At 28.4% G+C, this 15,832-nt stretch carries 14 protein-coding genes and 2 tRNA genes; 5 read left to right on the forward strand and 11 right to left on the reverse strand.

Features of this window, described 5'->3' with window-relative positions; translation table 11 throughout:
* Positions 1-83 precede the first annotated feature (83 nt).
* Both infB and ACPB8Q_RS02280 read left to right on the forward strand, forming a co-directional pair.
* Positions 84-2,708, forward strand: coding sequence for a translation initiation factor IF-2 (gene infB / locus ACPB8Q_RS02275; protein ID WP_423793055.1), 2,625 nt, complete (start codon positions 84-86; stop codon positions 2,706-2,708).
* Positions 2,709-3,494 (forward strand): pantoate kinase, encoded by a 786-nt coding sequence (locus ACPB8Q_RS02280; protein ID WP_423793056.1) that lies wholly within the window; start codon positions 2,709-2,711, stop codon positions 3,492-3,494.
* Positions 3,495-3,570: 76 nt separating this feature from the next.
* Here ACPB8Q_RS02280 and ACPB8Q_RS02285 read toward each other — a convergent pair.
* The 6 genes from ACPB8Q_RS02285 to pyrH all read right to left on the reverse strand — a co-directional run bounded on the left by ACPB8Q_RS02285 (position 3,571) and on the right by pyrH (position 5,820).
* Positions 3,571-3,645, reverse strand: a tRNA-Glu gene (locus tag ACPB8Q_RS02285).
* 10 nt (positions 3,646-3,655) lie between these two features.
* Positions 3,656-3,730: transfer RNA gene (locus ACPB8Q_RS02290), tRNA-Arg, on the reverse strand.
* A gap of 60 nt (positions 3,731-3,790) precedes the next feature.
* Positions 3,791-4,117 (reverse strand): DUF192 domain-containing protein, encoded by a 327-nt coding sequence (locus tag ACPB8Q_RS02295; RefSeq protein WP_423793057.1) that lies wholly within the window; start codon positions 4,115-4,117, stop codon positions 3,791-3,793.
* Complete coding sequence (locus tag ACPB8Q_RS02300) at positions 4,101-4,940, reverse strand: SDH family Clp fold serine proteinase (protein WP_423793058.1); 840 nt, start codon at positions 4,938-4,940, stop codon at positions 4,101-4,103. Before ACPB8Q_RS02300 ends, ACPB8Q_RS02295 begins: the two co-directional genes overlap by 17 nt.
* Positions 4,941-4,951: 11 nt before the next feature.
* A complete protein-coding gene (locus ACPB8Q_RS02305) occupies positions 4,952-5,140 on the reverse strand; it encodes a DUF2116 family Zn-ribbon domain-containing protein (protein ID WP_423793059.1) in 189 nt (62 codons plus the stop codon).
* Between the two features lie 5 nt (positions 5,141-5,145).
* The gene (pyrH, locus tag ACPB8Q_RS02310; protein WP_423793060.1) at positions 5,146-5,820 is read right to left on the reverse strand and encodes a UMP kinase; all 675 of its coding nucleotides are present in this window, start codon (positions 5,818-5,820) and stop codon (positions 5,146-5,148) included.
* Positions 5,821-6,755: 935 nt separating this feature from the next.
* Between pyrH and ACPB8Q_RS02315 the strand changes: the two genes are divergently transcribed.
* Complete coding sequence (locus ACPB8Q_RS02315; protein ID WP_423793061.1) at positions 6,756-7,394, forward strand: DUF166 family protein; 639 nt, start codon at positions 6,756-6,758, stop codon at positions 7,392-7,394.
* Here ACPB8Q_RS02315 and ACPB8Q_RS02320 read toward each other — a convergent pair.
* From ACPB8Q_RS02320 to larC, 5 genes are read right to left on the reverse strand one after another with little or no spacing between them, the layout of a single operon-like run.
* The gene (locus ACPB8Q_RS02320) at positions 7,391-8,092 is read right to left on the reverse strand and encodes a glycosyltransferase family 2 protein (protein WP_423793063.1); all 702 of its coding nucleotides are present in this window, start codon (positions 8,090-8,092) and stop codon (positions 7,391-7,393) included. The genes ACPB8Q_RS02315 and ACPB8Q_RS02320 overlap by 4 nt on opposite strands.
* Positions 8,073-9,239 carry a bifunctional ornithine acetyltransferase/N-acetylglutamate synthase gene (argJ, locus tag ACPB8Q_RS02325; protein WP_423793064.1) on the reverse strand — a complete coding sequence of 389 codons (1,167 nt, stop codon included), beginning with the start codon at positions 9,237-9,239 and terminating at the stop codon, positions 8,073-8,075. The genes ACPB8Q_RS02320 and argJ overlap by 20 nt, the downstream gene beginning before the upstream one ends.
* Complete coding sequence (gene cgi121, locus ACPB8Q_RS02330) at positions 9,236-9,670, reverse strand: KEOPS complex subunit Cgi121 (protein WP_423793065.1); 435 nt, start codon at positions 9,668-9,670, stop codon at positions 9,236-9,238. The genes argJ and cgi121 overlap by 4 nt, the downstream gene beginning before the upstream one ends.
* A gap of 6 nt (positions 9,671-9,676) precedes the next feature.
* Positions 9,677-10,438 carry a CBS domain-containing ParB/RepB/Spo0J family partition protein gene (locus tag ACPB8Q_RS02335; protein WP_423793066.1) on the reverse strand — a complete coding sequence of 254 codons (762 nt, stop codon included), beginning with the start codon at positions 10,436-10,438 and terminating at the stop codon, positions 9,677-9,679.
* Positions 10,435-11,571 carry a nickel pincer cofactor biosynthesis protein LarC gene (larC, locus tag ACPB8Q_RS02340; protein ID WP_423793067.1) on the reverse strand — a complete coding sequence of 379 codons (1,137 nt, stop codon included), beginning with the start codon at positions 11,569-11,571 and terminating at the stop codon, positions 10,435-10,437. The genes ACPB8Q_RS02335 and larC overlap by 4 nt, the downstream gene beginning before the upstream one ends.
* A gap of 83 nt (positions 11,572-11,654) precedes the next feature.
* Here larC and ACPB8Q_RS02345 point away from each other — a divergent pair, with 83 nt between their 5' ends.
* Positions 11,655-13,358 (forward strand): ATP-dependent DNA ligase, encoded by a 1,704-nt coding sequence (locus tag ACPB8Q_RS02345; protein WP_423793068.1) that lies wholly within the window; start codon positions 11,655-11,657, stop codon positions 13,356-13,358.
* Positions 13,355-15,715, forward strand: a complete 2,361-nt coding sequence (locus tag ACPB8Q_RS02350; protein WP_423793069.1) for a DEAD/DEAH box helicase — start codon at positions 13,355-13,357, stop codon at positions 15,713-15,715. Before ACPB8Q_RS02345 ends, ACPB8Q_RS02350 begins: the two co-directional genes overlap by 4 nt.
* Positions 15,716-15,832 lie beyond the last annotated feature (117 nt).

The raw sequence follows: 15,832 nt of genomic DNA on the forward strand, positions 1-15,832 counted from the left end.
TCCGTATAATTTTAATAGTATTGAGCTTTATAATAATTTACTTTTAAAAACTATCAACCTACATATATTTGAAGGGGATTTTTATGGCTAAAAAGAAGAAAAAAGAAACACCTAAATTAAGATGTCCTATTGTGAGTGTTTTAGGACACGTTGACCATGGAAAATGTGTCCATCCTAAAAGTAAGATTTTAACAAAATATGGAGAAATAGAAATAGAGGAATTATTTAACATAAGTAATGAGATTGTTGATAAAGACAATAAAAAAATTATTAAAAAGTTAGATATTGATGTTTATTCATTAGATAAGGATGGAAAAGTTAAAGAAATAAATTCATTGTATATTTGGAAATTGAGACATGTTGGAAAATTAGTTAAAGTAAAAACAGAAAATTATGAGGTTATAACCACATTAGAACATCCATTCTTAACAAATTTAGGTTGGAAAAAAGGAGAATTTTTAAATGTTGGAGATTACATTGCAACAATAAAAAATGATACTGAAGATTATCCAATATTTGAAGATTTAAAGAGATTAAGGATTTTATTTGGATTAACAAAGGAAGAGGTAGATATAGAGAATTATAACAAAATTGAAAATGGGGAAATTGTCCCAAACAAAAGTATTATAGAAGAGTTCATTAAAAACCTAAATCCTAAAAATTTAGATGAAAAAATTAGAGTTTTAGAGAGTTTGGATAAAAGTAGTAAATACTATAAGGAGTTTTTAGAAGATGGTTTAATAGAAAATGATAATTTAACTGAATTAGGAAAAGAAGCTCTTAATATATGGAAGAATAAGGAGTTTGGAGAGGAAGATAAAGAATATATCTTAAATTTAGTTAATAATATATCTTTTGATAAGATTGAAGATATTGAATTTATAGATTATGATGGATATGTCTATGATTTATCTGTGGAAACAGAGAACTTTATAGCTAATGGTGTAGTTGTTCATAATACAACTCTATTAGATAAAATAAGAAAAACAAAAGTTGCTAAGAGAGAAGCAGGTGGAATGACTCAGCATATTGGAGCAAGTGAGATTCCTATTGATGTAATAAAGAAGGTTTGTGGAGATTTATTAAAGATGTTAAAAGCTGATTTAAAAATACCTGGAATTTTGATGATAGATACTCCTGGACATGAAGCTTTCACTTCTCTAAGAAAAAGAGGAGGTGCTTTAGCAGATTTAGCTATTTTAGTTGTAGATATGAATGAAGGATTTATGCCTCAAACACATGAAGCTTTAAATATATTAATGCAGACAAAGACGCCATTTGTTGTAGCAGCTAATAAGATTGATTTAATTCCAGGTTGGAACTCTAAAGAAGATTATCCTTTTATATTAAACTTCAATGAAAAAGTTCAACATCCTAATGCATTAACAGAATTTGAAATTAGATTGTATGAAAATATTATAAAACCACTCAATGAGAAAGGATTTGATGCAGATTTATATTCAAGAGTTAAAGATTTAACTAAAACTGTCTGTATAATTCCTGTATCTGCTAAGACAGGAGAAGGTATCCCAGATTTATTAATGATGGTTGCAGGACTTGCACAGAAGTTTTTAGAAGAGAGATTAAAGTTGAATGTAGAAGGTTATGCAAAAGGGACAATTTTAGAAGTTAAAGAGGAGAAAGGTTTAGGGAAAACAATTGATGTAATTATTTATGATGGTATTGCTAAGAGAGGAGATTATTTAGTTGTTGGTTTGCCAAACAATGAAGTTTTAGTTACAAGAGTTAAAGCTCTTTTAAAGCCAAAACCTTTGGATGAAATGAGAGACCCAAGAGATAAGTTTAAGCCAGTTAATGAAGTTGTTGCAGCTGCTGGAGTTAAAATAGCTGCTCCTGATTTAGATAAAGTTATTGCTGGATGTCCTATAAGGATTGTGCCAAAGGATAAGATAGAGGAGGCAAAACAGGAGGTTATAAAAGAGGTTGAAGAGGCAAAGATAGAAGTTGATGATGAAGGAATCATAGTTAAAGCAGATACATTGGGTAGTTTAGAGGCATTATGTAATGAATTAAGAAAGGCAGGCATTAAAATCAAAAAAGCAGAGGTAGGGGATATATCTAAAAAGGATGTTATTGAAGCAGCATCATATCTACAAGATAATCCATTATATGCAGTTATAGTAGGATTTAATGTTAAGATTCTCCCAGATGCTGAAAAAGAGTTAGAAAAACACAAAGGAGTAAAGATATTCTTAGACAATATAATTTATAAGATTGTAGAGGATTTAACTGAATGGATAGAGAAAGAAAAAGAAAGAAGAGAAAGAGAAGAATTTGAAAAATTAATAAAACCAGCAATAGTAAGAATATTGCCAGATTGTATATTTAGACAAAAATCTCCTGCTATCTGTGGAGTTGAAGTTTTAGAAGGAACATTAAAAGTAGGAGTGCCATTAATGAGAGAGGATGGTATGGAGTTAGGATATGTTAAGGAAATTAAATATAGGAATGAGAATGTGAAAGAAGCAAAAGAAGGACAAGCTGTCTCTATATCAATAGATGGGAGATGTACATTAAAGAGGCATGTAGATGAAGGAGACATAATGTATGTTAAAGTTCCTGAAGAGCATGTTAGGAAGTTGTATCATGAATATAGAGATAAGTTGAGAGAAGATGAAAAAGAAGCATTATTAAAATATATGGAATTAATGCGGAAATTAACAGGAAATATATTCTGGGGAAGATAAATGATAATTCCTGCCCACATTACAGGATTTTTTACAATACATAAGGAAAAAATTCCTATAAAATCTGGCTCTACAGGGGCTGGAATAACATTAGATAAAGGAGTAGAGATTAGATTAGAAGATGGGACTGGAAAGATATACTACAATGATAAAAGAGCTGATATATGTCCTGTAAAAAAGATTCTAAAAGAGGAAACTGAGAATATATTTGATGTGTATTTTTACTCTCCTTTCCCCTTAGGTAGTGGATTAGGAATGTCTGGGGCATGTAGTTTAGCATTAACAAAAATTTTAAAGTTACCTATTGAAAAGGCTCATATTGCAGAGGTTGAATGCAACACTGGATTAGGTGATGTTATAGCCCAAGCTATTAAAGGATTTGTTATTAGATTATCTCCAGGATTTCCTACTGTTGTTAAGAGAGTTCCTGTAAGAGTGGAAGATTATTATATAGTTTTAGAAATTTTAGGAGAAAAAGAAACAAAAGATATTCTAACTAATCCAGAACTTACAAAAAGAATAAATTTAAGTGGAGACTTATGCTTAGATGAACTGTTGTTAAATCCAACATTAGAGAACTTTATAAAACTATCTTACAGATTTGCTAATGAAACTAATTTAATAGATGATGAGATAAAAGAGATATGTGAAGATTTAAATAAGATTTGTTTAGGAGCTTCTCAGTCTATGCTTGGAAAAACTGTATTTTGTATAGTAAAGAAAGGACAGTTAAAAGATGTCTTATCTATCTTAAAGAATCCTATTGTTTGTAAGATTTCTCAATAATGATTTAATTTTTTATTTTTAAATGCATATCTATATATTTAAATTAATCAATAAAATACTAAATATAATAAAATAGTGCTCCGGCCGGGATTTGAACCCGGGTCGCGGGCTCGAAAGGCCCGCATGATTGGCCGGGCTACACCACCGGAGCAAAAAAATAGCGGACCCGGGGGGATTTGAACCCCCGACCCCCGGCTTAGAAGGCCGGTGCCCTATCCAGGCTAGGCTACGGGTCCTTACAAGAAGAGCAATGTATAGAAATAGTAAAACCCCTATAAATATTTTTCGTTAATTAATTATTTTATATATTCTACTTTCTTTCCTATAAGTTCATTTAAATTAATATTTTTAGACTTAAACTCTAACATAGCTGTTGAATATTTTTTACACTTATAAAATCTCCAAGGTTTTAATGTTGTAGTTTCAACAACAATATCATTATCTATAAAAAGAATATCAATAGGGTAAAAAACAAAAAAAGTATGAACTGATATCTTCCTTCTTTTATATAGAAATAATAATCCTTTATCTTTAATATCTCTAAACATTAAGCCAAAAGCTCTTTTTATAAAATTATCTGCTACTTCAACATCAAACACTAAATTATCAATTTTTATTTTCATAAGTATCTCTTTTGTTATTGTATGGAACTGGGATATAATAGACAGATGGTCTATTTGTCTTAGGTTGAGGATAGAGCTCTAACAATTTATATACTTTCTTTGGAACATTAGTATCAATATCTATTCCCAACTCTCTCAACTTTTTAACAGTTAAAGGATAGTCATGTGTCCATCTTCCCTCTGTTAAAATTCTTGCCAACTTTTTTGCTTTTTTATCATCAAATTTATCTTTTAATAGGTTATATACAAAATCTTCCATTTGTGAAATAGCCTTCTTAGCTATATCTACTAAAATAAGTGTTTCATCACTCAATTTTTCTCCTTTTTTATAGTATGTTTCTAATATTGATGCTGCTGGATACTGTCCAAGTTGAGGGTCAACTGGCCCAAGAACTGCATTTTTATCCATAATTATTTTATCTGCTGCCAAAGCTATTAAAGTTCCTCCACTCATTGCATAGTGTGGAACTATAACCCTTGTCTCAGCTTTATGTTCCTTTAAAGCTAAAGCTATTTGTTCAGCAGCTAATGCTATACCCCCAGGAGTATGAATAATTAAGTCAATTGGCATATCATCAGGTGTTAATCTTATAGCCCTTAAAACTTCTTCACTATCCTCAATAGTTATATATCTATAAATAGGAATTCCAAACAAAGAAAGAACTTCCTGCCTATGAATCATAGCTATAACTCTACTTTTTCTCTCTTTTTCAAGTTCTTTTATACATCTCAATCTCTTCATTATTCTATATCTCATCATCATCTCAGGATACAAAAAGAGAAAGAAAAAGAAAATAAAAAAGAAAAAGTCAAAACTTGCCAATTATCTCACCTTTATTTTAAGCTAACTGATATAACATAGTATATAATAATTAGAATAGCTATACCTAAAAACATATAGTTTAATCTCATCATTCTTTTTCTTCTTTTTATATACTCTAATCTACACTTTTCAGAACAAAAAAGTTGGTCTGGGGGAATAGATATACCACAATTTAAACAATGTCTATGTTTCTCAACCATAACAATCACTCAATAACTGTTCCATCACTTTCTCCTTTAACAGCTTTTAATAGTTCTTCTGGTTCTCCTTTTACAACAACTGTCTTTATTTTAGCCCTTTCAATAATTTTAGCAGCTAAAGGGTCAATAACAGAAGAACTTCCAGCTTTCAGGGAAGAGGAAATAGCAATATTAACAAGTTCTTCAAAACTCAACTTACTGTATTTTTTAGCATCTTTAAATTTTTTTGGGTCTTTGTTATAGACACCATCAACATTAGTCCCAATAACTAACAAATCAGCATTAATAAACTCTGCTAATCCAGCAGCAACTGCATCAGTTGTATGAGCTGGATGAGTTCCTCCTAACACAGGAATTTTTCCAGTAGATAAGATTATTTCAGCTTCTTCAAAATTTGTAGGAATCTTTTTTATACTATAATCATTTAGAGCAATAGCCAATATTAATGCATTTAATCTTGTAGAAAGTATTCCCAAAGTATCACACAGAGAATCATTAGCATTTAACTCTCTTGCTAATCTTATATAATCTCTTGCTGTCTTTCCTCCACCTACAACAATAGCAATCTCATGACCTTCATCTTTTAATTTTTTAAAAACCTTTGCATATTCTTTTATCTTTTCTGATGATGGATTTTCAGGCATTATAACAGAGCCACCTAAATCAAAAACTATCCTCAATGTTTCACCTTATAATAATCCTTAGTTTCTTTTTATTATAAAATGGTTTAGAACTTTTAATATATTTACTTTGTAATAATTTATATATTTGGATAACAATTATCACGCTAAAAATTTTTATTTTTTGATTTTATTGGGTTTTAGTTGATTATTTTCAATTTAGAGGATTTTTAGGGAAATTCAGAGGGGTCTGTATTTTGAATATTTTATATATTCTAATTATATAATCTATTGAGATTTTTAGGTGTTTTATGTCGTTCCTTTTAATATTTGAAAATCTCCAATAAATAGAGTTGATTTTTTAATATAAAAAATTTTTAATTGAAAAATATGGAATAGAAAGATTTTTATAAAAGTTCAAAGGTATATAAATGAATAGGGAAACCTACCCTTCAAAAAATTTTTATGTAGAAAAGCTTATATATGAGAAGGTCGTTAATGTTATTATGTCTAAAATGTGCCAATAAGCCCTTTTTGTTTCATAAATATTTTTAGAGAATGTCGTTAATGTTATTATGTCTAAAATGTGCCCGCTAAAATCGTGCCTCTTGGAGGATGGAATTTTTATTTTAGAGTGTTTAATATATCATCTGATTACGAGCTAAAATCGTGCCTCTTGGAGGATGGAATATTTTGCCACTTCTGAAACTCTTAACCCAAATAACCGCTAAAATCGTGCCTCTTGGAGGATGGAATTTATAATAATCATATTAAGAAGATGCAGAAGAATGTCTTAAAAATGCAGAGTACTTGGAGGATGGAATTTATAATAATCATATTCTTCCTTTTTCTCCCATGCTAAAATCGTGCCTCTTGGAGGATGGAAACTTTTTTATTAAATTTATAGGATGTGGAGTTAGATTTGCGCTAAAATCGTGCCTCTTGGAGGATGAAAATCACTTTTTTTTATTTTAAAAAAACAAATGTGAGTATAAATGAAAGTTGCTATTTTATCAGAAGGTAAATATGGATTGAGAGCATATAATAACATTAAAGAGAAATTTCCTACTGATTTTTTAATTGTGAAGTATTATGGAGATGTTGATATAGAGATTGATAAAGATATTATTAAAAAATTAAAAGATTATGATTTATTTATTTTATATTTAAATCCAAATTTATCCTATGAGATTGTTGAAAAAATTAAAAAACTAAATCCAAAAGCTTATGTTATATTAGGATTTTGGGGTGGAGAAGGTTTTAAGAGGCAAATTGAAAAGTTTGGTAATTGTATAGCTCCTAAACTTTTATGTGAGTTAGATGAAGAATATTTAAAGAACTATATTGATAAGTATCCTCAACTAAAAGAGTTTTTAAAATACTTTGGAAAGCCAAAAATAGAAGTGAAACTTAAAGATAATAAAATAGTTGATTATATAGTAATTAGGGACTCTATTTGTGGCTCTGCCAAGGAAGTTATTAAAGAGTTTTTAGGTAAAGAGTTTAATAAGATAGATTTAGGTTTGAGATTACAACATTTCTGTGTTGCTGGAAAATGTGACATTTTTAAAAAAGAAGAGAGTAAAAAAGCAAAAGCTGGAAAAATTTTTGTTGAAAATATAGAGACTGTTTAAGATACAACAATATATTTAATTACTTGTTTTATAACATCTAAAATCTTTTTTGTTGTTATATATGATATAGCTTCATCATGATACTCTATATCTACATACTCCTCCAAAATTTTAGCTCTTCTTTTAGCTAACTGAATAGCTACTAAATGCTCCACAGCATAACCTTCTCCAAAATACATATCTCTTAAAAATTCAGCTTTGATAACTCTAAAACCACACTGTATATCTCTAAAAATATAAATTTTTTTTACATAAAGGGATATCAGTAAAGATATTAAGAGAGAAGCTAAAAAATTAGAAATCTGCCTATAAAAAGGAATATTTTTATATCTTCTAATACCAAAAACTGCATCTGCATCTTTTATTTTACTTAAAAGCTTTGGAATATCTTTTGGCTTATGCTGATAGTCCCCATCCATAAAAACTATATATTCATATCCCAAGGATAATGCTAAATTAACACCTTTCTCAATACTCTTAGCTTTTCCAAAATTTTTTTTATTTTTTAATAAGAAAACCTTTATTTTAGAGTTTTTTTTATAATCTTCAACTACTTTATAAGTTTTATCTTTTGAGCCATCATCTACAACTATAACATCTATCTTAATCTTTTCTAAATCATTTAAAACTTTTAAAATATTTTTTTCTTCATTGTATGCTGGAATTACAACAACTGCCTTATGTGGTATATTCTGCATTGATTTTGACATATTCATAACTTAAATCACAGCCATAGAATTTTTCCTCAACATCACCAACTTTTAAGTCAATAATTATCTTAATTTTTTTATTTTTTATTATGTTTTCAGCTTTTTTTAGTATTTCTCCCCCAACTGCCAATGGCTCATTATTTTTAACTAAATAAACATCTTCTTTATAGTTAGAGAGAATAATATCAATATCTTTAAAATCTGCCCCACTGTATCCAACAGCTGCTAAAATTCTTCCCCAATTTGGGTCATTACCAAAAAGAGCTGTTTTAACTAAAAGGGAATTAATAACTGCTTTTCCAGCTTTTTTAGCATCATCTACATTTTTAGCATTTTTTATAACAACTTCTACCAACTTAGTTGCTCCTTCACCATCTTCAACTATCTTCTTAGCTAAATAGTCCATAATTTCATATAAAGCTTTTTTAAATTCTTCTTTACATTCATTATAATCAATTCCACACTCTCCATTAGCTAAAATAAAAACTGTATCATTTGTTGATGTATCCCCATCCACAGAGATGTTATTAAATGTCTTATTTACACATTCATCAGTAACCTCTTTTAATTCCTCTCTGTCTATCTTTAAGTCAGTTATAATGAAGCATAACATAGTTGCCATATTTGGATGTATCATACCAGCTCCTTTTGCTATTCCTAAAATTTTAACCTCTTTACCATTAATATTTAAGCTCTTAGCTATATACTTAGGAAACTTATCTGTTGTCATTATAGCCTTAGCAGTATTCTCAACATTACTCTCCTTCTTAACTAAATTAGAAACTCTATAAACTAAATCTTTTAATTTTTCAATATTTGCATCTCTACCAATAACTCCTGTTGAAGCTATTAATACATCATCTTCATTAACATCTAAATATTTTGAAACATCTTTTATCATTTCCTTACATGCCAATAAACCATTTTTGTTGTAACAGTTTGCATTACCACTATTTGCAACTATAACTCTAAATTTGTCCTTCTTTTTTATTAACTCTTGAGAAATTAAAACAGGATAAGCCTTTACTCTATTTTGTGTAAAAACTCCATAACCTACTGCCTCTTTTTCAGAGTAAATTATTGATAAACCATAATCTTCTTTAATTCCATTCAATTTAAAACCTTTTGGAATCATTCTTTCTTAACCTCCATTAGAGCTATTTTTTCTAAAACTCTCTCAACAGTAGAACCATATCCTTTAATTTTGAATATATTTCTTATAGCCTTTTCTTTTTCTTCATTTAAATCTAAAACAGAGTTATCTACTTCTCCACCAACAATATTATGGATTTTTTTAAATGTTTCTTCATCTTTACAAACAACACATATATCTCCATCTTTTGCTCCAAATATCCTTATTGCTTCATTTATCTGCCTTCTCCCAGAAGCTCTTACTAATATCTCCATCCAAAAATCTTTTGCTATATTTTTTTTAGTTTTTGCTTGATATATAGCTTGTAAGATATGCCTCTCTGTCGCTATAAATTTTGCATTTAAAAGTTGTTTCTCCTTTATATTAAATACTTCATCTTTTATTTTAGCCCCTCTTATTCCTCTAATTATCATACTCATTCACATTTTTATATTTAAATTATTCTCATCAACTATTTTAACATCTTTCAAACTTTTTAAACCAAAGTTTTTGGCAGTTTTTTCTATACCAAGTTCTTTATCAGTATTTACATAAACAACATAAGCATCTAACTCCTTAATTCCTAAGTTATAGGCAGCAACTGCTCTATGATGCCCATCCACTAAAATATATTTATCATTATTATTTCTTTTAATTACAATTATTGGCTCAGCTAAACCTTTTTTTATCTCATAGATTCTACCTAAGTATTCATCATAATCTATCTTATTTTGAGTAGGGAGAAGTTTCTCAACTTCAACCTTTTTCCTTTCAACTTTCACATCATAACCCAATGTTTTATATGTCTTTATTATATTTTCTAATTTTTTTGGTGTTGTTTTTTCTATTTGAGACCTAATAACATCCATATTGGATATAATTCCCAATAAATTGTTATTTTCATCTACAACAGGTAGTTTTGAAAAACCAGTTCTAAACATAATCCTTCCAACATTCATAATATTTTCATTTGGATGTGTTACAACCATATTCTCTCTTTTTGTCATTATATTCTCAACTTTTTCATTTTCATCCACTCCTACAATATCTCTAACTGAAACTATTCCAACTAACTTACCATCCTCCACAACAGGAAAAGAGCCATGTTTTGTCTTTTTTATTAGTTCAATGACATCTTTAACAGTATCATCTTTTGATAGTGTATAAACCTTTTTTGTCATATACTCATAAACCTTTGTCATAATAATTCCTCATTTATTTTTTCTTTAACAATATTATAAATCTCTCTAATAGTTAAATTATACTTTTTAGATAATTTTTTTAGGTCTTCAAATTCAGGTTTTATGTTGATTATTTCATTATCTATACATGAAACTTTAATTCTAACATTTTCATCTAACACTTTTATTGTTTTTGTATATCTATCAGCCTTAAATCTATCTGAATAAAAAACTCTAACTCCAATAGTCCCTGTTTCTTTCATTATCTTTTTTGCTGTTTCATAAGCTTTTTCTCTACTAACTATTGCTCTAATAATATATCCTGGCCTATTTTTTTTCATATATGTAGGAATAAAATGCAAATCTTTAACATCTAAAACCTCAAACAAGTTCCCTAAAATTTCTCCTGTTGTGTCATCAACATTACTCTCTAAGATTGCAACTTTTTCAATATTTTCCTTTTTAATTTTAAAAACTCTTAAAACATTTGGAATATCTAAATCTTTCTCTCCTGCACCATAAGAAACTTTTAATATTTCAAAATCCCCACTTATTATCTTAGGATTTATATATTTTATTATAACAGCTCCTGTAGGTGTTGTTAGTTCCCCAAAATTTTTGTCTGAAAAGAATACTTTAAAATTTTTTAAGAGCTCTGCAACAGCAGGAGGAGGAACTGGGTAAGTTCCATGCTCAATATCTATGAAACCATTTCCTAAGTTTATTGGTCTATAAAAAGAATTATCTTTTAAGTTCAATTTATTTATAATATAGCTTGCCCCTACTAAATCCACAACAGTGTCATAACTTGCCAATTCATGGAAATGAACATCTTCCAAATCAACATTATGAATTTTACTTTCAACCTCAGCTAAGGTTTTTAGCATAGTTAGAGATGTCTTTTTTATATTATTTTCAATATTTGAATTTTTTATTAAATTATATATTTCTTTATAGTTGTAGTTCCATTCATCATAATAATTAATTATTAGTTTATTAGCCAAAATCCCTCTCTTATTTACTTTTACAATCTCTAAATCAACATCTACAACTTTTTTTATTGTTAAAAATAGTTCTTCTTTATCTATATAATCACAAAAAGCTGAAATAAACATATCTCCACTAATACCACAAAATGGGTCAATTATAAACATAACATTCACACTGAAATAAATAATTTTTAATAATTATTTTTATAATAATTTTATATGATTTTTTATTTTTAGTGTGATATAGTATGTTATGGAAGGATGTATGTGAAATTTTTAGAAATATAGAAAATACTACCAAGAGATTAGAAAAAAGAGCACAATTTATTAAGTTAATTGACAAAGTAAAGAATCCAGAGGATTTAAAGAGGATATGTTATATTACTATTGGAAGAGTTTTTCCAGAGTGGGATGAGAAGGAGTTAGGAGTTGGAGAGAAACTTTTAATAAATGCAATAGTCTCATCAGGAATAAATAAGGATAAACTCTTAAAAGCTATTCATGAGACAGGAGATATAGGATTAGCAGTTGAAAAATTAAAAAAAGAGAAGAAGGGAACAAATCTACTATTTTATCAACCTCTAACAGTTGAAGATGTTTATAAAACATTAAAAAGAGTTGCAGAAATTGAAGGAGAAGGTTCTCAAAAGAAAAAATTAAGGTTAATAAGTAGTTTATTTGTTAGAGCTAATCCTTTGGAAAGTAGATACTTAGCAAGGTTAATTTTAGGAGATATGAGAATAGGAATGAATGTTCCAACTATATTGGAAGCACTCTCAATATATTACAATGTTCCAAAGGAAAAGTTAGAGAAGATTTACTCTGTTGTTAATGATATTGGATTATTAGCTGAAAAGTTGGCTAAAAATGAATTAGATGAATCTTTAACTATTCAAGTTTTTAGACCAATAAAACCAATGTTGGCTCAACTAACTCCATCAATTGAAGAAGCTCTCTTAGAGATGGGAACAGCTCAGTTTGAAACTAAGTATGATGGTGCAAGAGTGCAAATACACAAAAAAGATGATAAAGTCAAAATTTACAGTAGAAGGTTGGAAGATATAACTAACTCTCTTCCTGAGATTGTTAATGAGTTTAAAAAGCTTCCTGGAGAGTTTATAGTAGAAGGTGAATGTGTAGCTATTCAGGAAGGTAGGCCAAGACCTTTCCAAGATATTTTAAGAAGGATTAAAAGAAAGTATGACATACATAAAATTTCAAAGGAAATAAATTTAAGAGTTTATTTATTTGATATTCTCTATAAAGATGGAAAGTCCTATATTGATATACCTTTTAAAGATAGAAGAAAAGCATTAGAAGAGTTTGTAGGTTATGAGAATGATTGGAAGAAAGACAGAGAAAAGATTGAAAAAGAGCTTAAAGAACACAAAATAATTGATATATCTTATAAGTTAGTTACTAATAAAGTGGATGAGGCAAGAGAATTCTACAATTGGAGTTTAGATATAGGACATGAGGGAGTTATGATTAAAAATTTAAAAGCTCCTTATACTCCTGGAAGTAGAGTTAGAACAATGTATAAGTTTAAACCAACATTGGAGAATTTGGATGTTGTTATTATAAAAGCTAAGAAAGGTATGGGTAAGAGAAAAGATTGGTATGGCTCTTTTGAAATTGCTGTAAGAGATGAAGAAGGGAATCTCTATTCTATTGGACATGTTGGAACTGGATTAAGTGAGGAAGATTTAGAGATGTTAAAAAAGGAAATTGATAAAATTATATTAGAGGATTTAGGAGATGAAGTAGTAGTAAAGCCAGAGATTGTTTTAGAGGTTGCTTATGAAGAGATACAGAAATCTGATAAGTATAAAGGAGGATATGCTCTAAGATTTCCGAGAGTTGTAAGATTTAGATTTGATAAAGGGAAAGATGATATAAACACATTGGATGATGTAAAACAGATATATGAAATTCAGAGGAGTAGGAAATGAAGTATATAAATCATCCTCTAATAAAACCAAACACATTAGAAGCAAGATTATATCAGCAGTTGATAGCAGCTAATGCACTAAAAAGGAATACCTTAGTTGTTATTCCAACAGGTTTAGGAAAGACAGCAATAGCTGTTTTAGTTATAGCAGGAATTTTAACAAAAAAAGATGGGAAAATTTTAATCTTAGCTCCAACAAGGCCATTAGTTGAGCAACATTATAGAAGATTAAAAGAGATTTTAAATATTGATGAGGATAAAATTGTAGCTTTAACAGGAAAAATTTCACCAAAAAAAAGAGAAGAGATTTACAAAAAAGCTAAAATTATTATAGCTACTCCCCAGGTTATTGAGAATGATATTCTTTCAAATAGAATAAATATAGATGATTTTATCTTACTTATAGCTGATGAAGCTCATCATACTGTTGGAAATCATGCCTATGCATTTGTAGCTAAGAAATTTAAGGATAAATGTCACATATTGGCTTTAACAGCCTCTCCTGGAAGTGATATAGAAAAAGTTATGGAGATTTGTGAGAACTTAAATATTCAGCATATTGAAATGAGAGATGAAGATGATGAGGATGTTAAACCATATATAGCTAAGGTAAAGCTTTATCCAATTAGGATAGAACTACCTAATGAATTTAAAAAAGCACTAAAATTATTAGATAAAGCAATAAAAGAAAGATTAAAATTTTTAAAAGAAAATGGAGCAATAGACACCATTCAAATAACAAAAACAGAATTAATTGAATTAAATCCTAAACTTTTTGCTTATGATGATTCTATAAAGTATGATTTGATTAGAGTATGTTCAGAGGCATTAAAATTAATGCATGCTAAGGAACTCTTAGAGAGTCAAGGGAAAAGTATCTTCTTAGATTATATTGAAAAATTAAAGAACAATAGAAGTAAGTCAGCAAGGGCAATAGTTAATGATGAAAATGTAAAACAAGCTGTCTTATTATTAAAAAAATCAAATGTTGAGCATCCTAAACTAAATAAAGTATTAGAACTAATTAAAAAAATCTTAAAAAAGAATCCAAATGAAAAAATAATTTTATTTACACAATATAGAGCAACTGTTGAGAAACTCTTAGAACTATTAAATAAAGAAGGAATAAAAGCTATAAGGTTTGTTGGACAATCCAACAAGGAAGGAAAAGGAATGAGCCAAAAAGAGCAGATAGAAGCAATAGAAAAGTTTAAGGAGGAAGGAAATGTCTTAGTTTCAACAAGTGTATCTGAGGAAGGGATTGATATCCCATCTGTTAATTATATTATTTTTTATGAACCAGTTCCATCTGAAATTAGATTAATCCAAAGAAGAGGAAGGGCAATGAGAGGAGAGGGAGGGATTTGTTATGTCCTCATAGCCAAAGGGACAAGTGATGAGGCATATTATAGAGCTTCTCTATATAAAGAAAGAGCAATGAAAAGAATATTAAGGGAAATTTATAAAGAAATTAAAAATAGATTAGAAGAGAAATATGGAAAATTAGAAGAAAGTAACATTCAAGAAGATAAAGAATCCAATAAAGAAGATAAAAAAGACAATGAAGAGAGCCATAATAAAATTAACAATGAAATAAAAGAAGAGAAAAAAGATGAAATAAAAAAACCAAAAACAATATTAGATTATTTAAAAATTGCTGAAAAAAAGAGCAAGGAGAAAGAAAGTATAGAGAGTGAGAATAATATTATACTAACTAAAATAGATAACAAAAAAGAGAAAAAAGCTAAAATTATAGTTGATGTTAGAGAAAAAGGAATAGCTAAATATTTATCAGATAAAGTAGATGTGGAAATAAAAACTCTTGATGTTGGTGATTTTGTTTTAAGTGATAGGGTTGTAGTTGAAAGAAAAACAGGAGAAGATTTTATAAATTCTATAATTGACAAAAGGTTATTTAATCAGCTAAAAGAACTAAAAAGATATGAAAAACCTATTTTAATTATTGAAGGAGATTATAAAAAAAGATTGCATGAAAATGCTATAAGAGGTGCTATTTTATCTATTATATTAGATTACTCAATTCCAATTATATTTACTAAGGATTTAGATGAAACTATATCTTATTTAGTTCAAATAGCTGAAAAAGAACAAATAAAAGAAAAAAGACCTATTTTAATAAGAGCTGGGAAAAAACCAATGACTCTAAAAGAGAGACAGGAGTTTATTGTCCAATCTCTCCCAGAAGTTGGTGGAGCATTGGCTAAAAATCTACTTAAACATTTTAAAACTGTTGAAAATGTCTTTACAGCTAAGGAAGAGGAATTAATCAAAGTTGAAGGAGTAGGAAAAGAAAGAGCTAAAAAAATTAGAGAAGTTTTAACTGCTGAATATAAATGAATATATTAATATAATATATTTTTATAAATATATATTGAAATATTCATATTTATAGTGACATATTAACTTTTTGATTTGAAAAAAATCAAAAGCTATAAATAAAATGATAATAAGAGC

Source organism: Methanocaldococcus indicus, from assembly GCF_049554935.1.
Lineage (GTDB): Archaea > AGJL01 > Methanococci > Methanococcales > Methanocaldococcaceae > Methanocaldococcus > Methanocaldococcus indicus.